This is a genomic window from Saccharopolyspora sp. NPDC002686 (assembly GCF_040295745.1).
In the GTDB taxonomy this organism is placed as follows: domain Bacteria; phylum Actinomycetota; class Actinomycetes; order Mycobacteriales; family Pseudonocardiaceae; genus Saccharopolyspora; species Saccharopolyspora oryzae.
The window spans coordinates 1-5,591 of record NZ_JBEOVY010000438.1 but is presented as its reverse complement, the minus strand read 5'-3'; the positions used below and the strand labels follow the sequence as shown (position 1 = coordinate 5,591).

The following is a 5,591-nucleotide window of genomic DNA, read 5'->3' as shown; positions in this document are numbered from 1 at the left end:
ACAACCTCCCCTCCACTCTTCCCTTACCCCCGTCTCGGCCGTTCTTGTGGGGCTTGGGGTTAAATCGCCACCATCGCCGCTCACGTGCTCTGCTGCTCAGGCGGCGCGGCGGGAGCGGGCCACCGCCAGCCAGCCGAGGACTGCGGCGACCAGCCCCACCACCAGGTCGAGGTAGCCGCCGACTATGCCGTAGCCGGTGCCCGGGCCGCCTTCGGCGGAGGCCACGACGAACCCGCCGACGACCATGCTCGACAACCCCGCCGCGAGTGCTGCGGCTCCGGTTCCGGTGCGCTTGGTGGGGCGGACGAGGGCCAGCCCTCCGATGACCGCACCGCCCAGCCCGACCAGCGCGGCGATCGCGGACCAGAAGCGTCCGGGAGTCATGGTGTAGGCGCTGACTTGCTGAGCGGTGTCGGCGAGCAGGTGCAGGGACATGAGGTGCTCCGCGAGTGGTCGGCCCGGACGGACCGGGGCGTGGTTCGGAAGTCCGATCATGTCCGCAGGACCCGCTGCCGGTCGTCGCGCAGCTGCGGGCAATTCGCGCTACCGCGGACGCTGCAGATCCTGCCGGACTACCGCGCCCGCGGTAGGTGGGAGCTCATCCGCTGAGAGGCGTTGCCAGCACGGCGATCCGGCTAGGGTGCACGCATGCGCGGAGGCCGGATCGCTGTCCTGGACTGGGTGATCGCCTTCGGCGTGGCCGCAGCTCTGCTGGTGACCGGGATTTCCGAGCAGCACTCCGCGACGCCGCTCGGCTACCCGTTGTTGGTCGCCGGTGGGCTGGCGCTCGTCGCGCGCCGTCGGTTCCCGGTCGCCGTTCTGGTCGCGACCGGTGCGTCCGCGCTGGGCTACCAAGCCGCCGGTTTCGACGTGCCCGCGGTCGCGTTCCTGTTCGCGGTGTACGCCGTGGTCCGGGCCGGGCACCGCCTCGTCGCGATCGCGGGTTCGGTGCTGATGCTGCTGGCCCTGCCGTTCGCGGTCCTGCTGTCCCCGCTCGACCTGGCCGTCGGTGAGGCGTTCGCGCGGACCCGGGACGTCCTCCAGATCGCCTGGCTGATCGCCGCCGGAGCGGCCGGTGAAGCGCTGCGGCAGGCCGAGCGCCGGGCGGACGAAGCCGAGCGCACCCGCGAGGAGACCGCGCGGCGTCGCGCCGACGAGGAGCGGCTGCACATCGCGCGTGAGCTGCACGATTCGCTCACCCACCAGATCTCCGTCATCAAAGTGCAGGCCGAAGCCGCCGTCCACCTGGCCCAGAAGCGGGGCGAGCAGCCTCCGGAGGCGCTGCTGGCGATCCGGCAGGCGGGCCGCGAGGCGTCGCGGGAACTGCGGGCGACGCTGGAAGCGCTGCGCGACGACGACAAGAACCCGCCGCGCGGGCTCGACCACGTCCCGGACCTCGTCCGCCAGGCCCGCGCGACCGGCCTCGACGCGGAGCTGACGATCGAGGGCCGGCGGGGCGAGCTGCCGTCCGCGGTAGACCGGACCGCGTACCGGATCGTCCAGGAATCCCTGACCAACATCGCCAGGCACGCCTCCGCCACCACCGCGTCGGTCCGGATCGACTACCGCCCCGACGCCCTGGTCATCCGCGTCGACGACGACGGCACCGCCGCGCCGAAGACCTCAACACCCGGCGTCGGGCTGCTCGGGATGCGGGAGCGGGTCACCGCGCTCGGCGGCGAACTGCGCGCGGCCCCGCGCGACGAGGGCGGCTTCACCGTCCGGGCAGAACTCCCCGTGGAGCGAAAACCGTGATCCGAGTCCTGCTGGTCGACGACCAACCGCTCATCCGAGGCGGGTTCCGCGCGCTCCTCGACGCCGAGGACGACATCGAGGTGGTGGCAGAGGCCGCCGACGGCGGTGAAGGCGTGGCCCTGGCCAGGCAGCACCTGCCGGACATCGCGCTCGTCGACGTCCGGATGCCGGTCGTCGACGGCATCGAGACGACCCGCCGCATCGCCGAAGACCCGGCGCTGGCCCAGGTGCACGTCGTCATCCTGACCAACTACGGCCTGGACGAGCACGTCTTCAACGCCCTGCGCGCGGGCGCGGCCGGATTCCTGGTCAAGGACATCGAACCGGAGGACTTCCTGCACGCCGTGCGCGTCGCTGCCCGAGGTGATGCCCTGCTCGCACCGTCGATCACCCGCAAGCTGATCGACCGCTTCGTCGCCCAGCCCCTCGAACCCGCCACCGGCCGGGGGCTGGAGGAGCTGACCAACCGCGAGCGCGAGGCGGTCGCCCTGGTCGCGCACGGCCTGTCCAACGACGAGATCGCCGAACGCATGGTGATCACCCCGATGACGGCGAAGACCCACGTCAACCGAGCCATGACCAAGCTCCGCGCCCGGGACCGAGCCCAACTCGTCGTCCTCGCCTACGAATCAGGCCTGGTCACCCCGCGAAACCCCTGACCAGCTGCTGGGTAGGCTGCCGGGCATGGGCGATTACCTCCCGATCGTGCTGCTCGCGCTCGCCGGCTTCCTCATCGGCGGCGTCTACTCGACGTGGAAGACCGCCCGCGGGTTCTCGATCATGCTCGCCGTCGCCGCCGTGATGGCCATCGTCGGCGGCATCGGCTGGATGATCTACGGCTGAACCGCCGACGCGGCATCGATCTTCGAATGCTTCAGGTCGAGTGGGCAACGAGGGCCTGATCGGCGTCAGCGACCGCGTCGCGGAGCAGAGCGAAGCCCCGGCGAGTGCAGGTGAGCACCAGCTCGTCGTTGCCCTGGAAGATCAGGTTCACCTCGTCCACCGCCGGGTCGTACTCGTGCGTGACCACGGCGGTCTCCGATATCCCGACCAGCGTGGCGGTCTCCACCCCTTGCCCTCGGTACACGGCCGACTCCCCTCCGGGTACAAGACCCGAACTAGGTAAGGTTCAACTGACGGATATTTCAAGGGGAGTAAATCCCCTTGAGGGGAAAGTTATGGGTATTAATACTCGCTTCGTAAGTCCCTGAACGGGTGGTTGGAGGCCGCGACATGGGCTACGGCCGACCGACGGTGGAGCGGCGTCAGCTCGGCCTGATGCTCAAGAAGTTGCGGGAGCGGAAGGGCGTCTCGCAGAACGACGCGGCGGCAGCGATCGGCAGGAAGCAGGCCCGCATCAGCAGGGCGGAGATCGGCGTCGGATCGCTCGCGCAGGACGAACTCGCTGAGCTGCTGAACTTCTACGGAGTACCCGAGGAAGAGCAAGCCACCGCGCTCGCTCTCGGTGCACAAGCCCGAAAACGGCAACGCGGCCGAGCCTACGCGGACCAGCTGCCGCACGCGTTTGAACGTTTGACCGATCTCCAGGCTGATGCCAGGTCGATCGGGTTCTACGAAACCGGCATTGTCCCAGGTCTGGCTCAGTCGCCCGACTACGTGCGGGCTCTCATGCGAGCAGGAGATGGGGCCTGGTGGAACTCCGACTCAGAAGAGGCTGAGCGTCGTATCGCGTATCGGCTGAACCAGCAGAATCGTGTGCTGGGCTCGGACATGCCCAAATCCGTCGTGTTCGTGCTGACCGAGACTTCGCTGCACCAGATCGTAGGAAGCGTTGCTGTTCTGCGCGGGCAGATCTTGCACCTGCTGCAGCTCAACGAGCGCCCGGACATATCGGTGCAGGTGGTTCCCAGCGAGTGCCCGGACAACCCGCTCCTTGGCGGCGGGTTGATCACACTTGACTTCGACGGTGTGGCGCCGAGGATCGCATTCAGCGCTTCTCATGGGCCGGCGACTTATCACGATCGAGAAGAGGACACCGAGCCCATGTTCCAAGCGTTCGACCGAGTCAGGCAGTTGGCGCTGACACCCGAGGAAACCGGCGACCTGCTCCTGGCGAGACTGAAGGACATGTCGCGATGAGCTACGACACCGGATGGTTCAAGAGCAGCAAGAGTTCGGCGTCCAGCAATGCCTGCGTCGAGGTTCGATTAACCGACTTCGCCGTGGCGGTGCGGGATTCGAAGGCCCCCGACGACGGGCACATTCGAGTCAGCCACGTCGCATGGCGGAGTTTTCTGGCCAGCCTCCGCTGAAGGACTCAGCGCATCGCTAGATGCGCGAAGGGCGTCTTCCCGTTGATCGGGGAGGCGTCCTTCGCGCTGTTGGGCCAGCTCTTGGTGCCTCTGGGGTGCCCGCCGCTTCGAGCTGCCTGTCCAATGAGGACTATTCCCTGGTGGAAGAACCGGTTTATACTTCGGGGTTCGGCAAAATAGCCTTCCCGTCTCGGAAATCCTTCGGTCCACCCGTCGGCCGGGAAGAGTTCATGGCTTCGGCACTGATCGGAAACCGGCCGCCCTCTACATTCCCTGAGGCCTGTTTTGGTCGATTTCGGCCGCAGGTCCTCTGTTTCCGCTCTTGGAGAGGGACAACATCGTGGAAAGACGGAATTTCCTCCGCGCTGCCGTGGTCGGCGGCACCGCGGTCACCTTGGGATTCAGCGTCACACGGGAATCCATCGCCTACCCCGCCCAGACCGGTACCAGCCCCTACGGAGCCCTGCAGGCCGCTGACGCCAACGGCATCCAGCTGCCCGCCGGCTTCACCAGCCGCGTGATCGCCCGCTCCACCAAGACCGTCGGCAACACGGGCTACACCTGGCACAGCGCGCCCGACGGCGGCGCGTGCTTCGCCGACGGAGCCGGCTGGATCTACGTCTCCAACTCCGAGATGAGCAGCGGCGGCGGTGGTGTCAGCGCCGTCAAGTTCGACGCCGACGGCAACGTCACCGGCGCCTACCGCATCCTCGCCGGCACCACCCGCAACTGCGCCGGCGGCCCCACCCCGTGGAACACCTGGCTGTCCTGCGAGGAAACCGACTTCGGCTACACCTGGGAAACCGACCCCCGGGGCATCAACCCCGCCGTCCGGCGCGACGCGATGGGCCAGTTCAAGCACGAGGCCGCCGCCTGCGACCCCGACCACAAGGTCATCTACCAGACCGAGGACCAGCCCGACGGCTGCTTCTACCGGTTCATCCCCACCACCTGGGGCGACCTGTCGGCCGGCGGCACCCTGCAGGTGCTCGTCGAGAACGGCAGCGCCCTGTCCTGGGTGAACGTCCCCGACCCCGACGGCAACCCCACCGCCACCCGCAAGCAGGTCTCCGGCGCGAAGCTCTTCAACGGCGGTGAAGGCGCGTTCTACCGCAACGGCACCTGCTACTTCACCACCAAGGGCGACAACCGCGTCTGGGCCTACGACGCGGTGAACAACCAGCTGCACATCGCCTACGACGACAACCTGACCTCGAACCCGCCGCTGACCGGCGTGGACAACATCACCGGTGCCGCCGTCGGCGACCTGTACGTCGCCGAAGACGGCGGCAACATGGAAGTCTGCATCATCACCCCCGACGACGTCGTCGCCCCGTTCCTCCGCATCAACGGCCAGTCGGGCTCCGAGATCGCCGGTGTCGCGTTCAACCCCGCCGGAAACCGCCTGTACTTCTCCTCCCAGCGCGGCACCACCGGCACCAGCAGCGGCGGTATCACCTACGAAGTCACCGGCCCCTTCCGCACCACCCTCTGATCCTTCCTGACGCGTGGCGGTCGGTGCCGGAACCGCCGACCGCCACACCGAATGCGCGAAGGGCGTCT

At 68.1% G+C, this 5,591-nt stretch carries 8 protein-coding genes; 6 read left to right on the top strand and 2 right to left on the bottom strand.

The window, feature by feature from the left end:
- Positions 1-96 precede the first annotated feature (96 nt).
- Complete coding sequence (locus tag ABTZ89_RS34870) at positions 97-435, bottom strand: DUF6223 family protein (RefSeq protein ID WP_351052965.1); 339 nt, start codon at positions 433-435, stop codon at positions 97-99.
- Positions 436-648: 213 nt separating this feature from the next.
- On the opposite strand from ABTZ89_RS34870, the gene ABTZ89_RS34865 reads away from it, so the two are divergent.
- The 3 genes from ABTZ89_RS34865 to ABTZ89_RS34855 are packed head-to-tail and all read left to right on the top strand — an operon-like array spanning position 649 to position 2,598.
- The gene (locus tag ABTZ89_RS34865) at positions 649-1,755 is read left to right on the top strand and encodes a sensor histidine kinase (protein WP_351052963.1); all 1,107 of its coding nucleotides are present in this window, start codon (positions 649-651) and stop codon (positions 1,753-1,755) included.
- Complete coding sequence (locus ABTZ89_RS34860; protein ID WP_351052960.1) at positions 1,752-2,414, top strand: response regulator; 663 nt, start codon at positions 1,752-1,754, stop codon at positions 2,412-2,414. The genes ABTZ89_RS34865 and ABTZ89_RS34860 overlap by 4 nt, the downstream gene beginning before the upstream one ends.
- A 25-nt stretch (positions 2,415-2,439) precedes the next feature.
- Positions 2,440-2,598: a CG2302 family histidine operon protein gene (locus tag ABTZ89_RS34855; protein WP_270947068.1), complete on the top strand. Its 159-nt coding sequence runs from the start codon at positions 2,440-2,442 to the stop codon at positions 2,596-2,598.
- Positions 2,599-2,629: 31 nt separating this feature from the next.
- Here ABTZ89_RS34855 and ABTZ89_RS34850 read toward each other — a convergent pair whose 3' ends face one another.
- Positions 2,630-2,842: a hypothetical protein gene (locus tag ABTZ89_RS34850; protein ID WP_270947069.1), complete on the bottom strand. Its 213-nt coding sequence runs from the start codon at positions 2,840-2,842 to the stop codon at positions 2,630-2,632.
- A 146-nt stretch (positions 2,843-2,988) separates the two neighbouring features.
- Between ABTZ89_RS34850 and ABTZ89_RS34845 the strand changes: the two genes are divergently transcribed.
- From ABTZ89_RS34845 to ABTZ89_RS34835, 3 genes are all read left to right on the top strand, one after another.
- A complete protein-coding gene (locus tag ABTZ89_RS34845) occupies positions 2,989-3,855 on the top strand; it encodes a helix-turn-helix domain-containing protein (RefSeq protein WP_351052955.1) in 867 nt (288 codons plus the stop codon).
- A complete protein-coding gene (locus ABTZ89_RS34840) occupies positions 3,852-4,028 on the top strand; it encodes a DUF397 domain-containing protein (RefSeq protein ID WP_351052952.1) in 177 nt (58 codons plus the stop codon). Before ABTZ89_RS34845 ends, ABTZ89_RS34840 begins: the two co-directional genes overlap by 4 nt.
- A 340-nt stretch (positions 4,029-4,368) precedes the next feature.
- Positions 4,369-5,523: an alkaline phosphatase PhoX gene (locus ABTZ89_RS34835; protein WP_351052949.1), complete on the top strand. Its 1,155-nt coding sequence runs from the start codon at positions 4,369-4,371 to the stop codon at positions 5,521-5,523.
- The last annotated feature ends 68 nt before the right edge of the window (positions 5,524-5,591 follow it).

Coding starts and splice junctions, on each gene's coding strand:
- ABTZ89_RS34870 (WP_351052965.1), bottom strand. CDS start 435: ATGTCCCTGCACCTGCTCGCCGACACCGCTCAGCAAGTCAGCGCCTAC.
- ABTZ89_RS34865 (WP_351052963.1), top strand. CDS start 649: ATGCGCGGAGGCCGGATCGCTGTCCTGGACTGGGTGATCGCCTTCGGC.
- ABTZ89_RS34855 (WP_270947068.1), top strand. CDS start 2,440: ATGGGCGATTACCTCCCGATCGTGCTGCTCGCGCTCGCCGGCTTCCTC.
- ABTZ89_RS34845 (WP_351052955.1), top strand. CDS start 2,989: ATGGGCTACGGCCGACCGACGGTGGAGCGGCGTCAGCTCGGCCTGATG.
- ABTZ89_RS34840 (WP_351052952.1), top strand. CDS start 3,852: ATGAGCTACGACACCGGATGGTTCAAGAGCAGCAAGAGTTCGGCGTCC.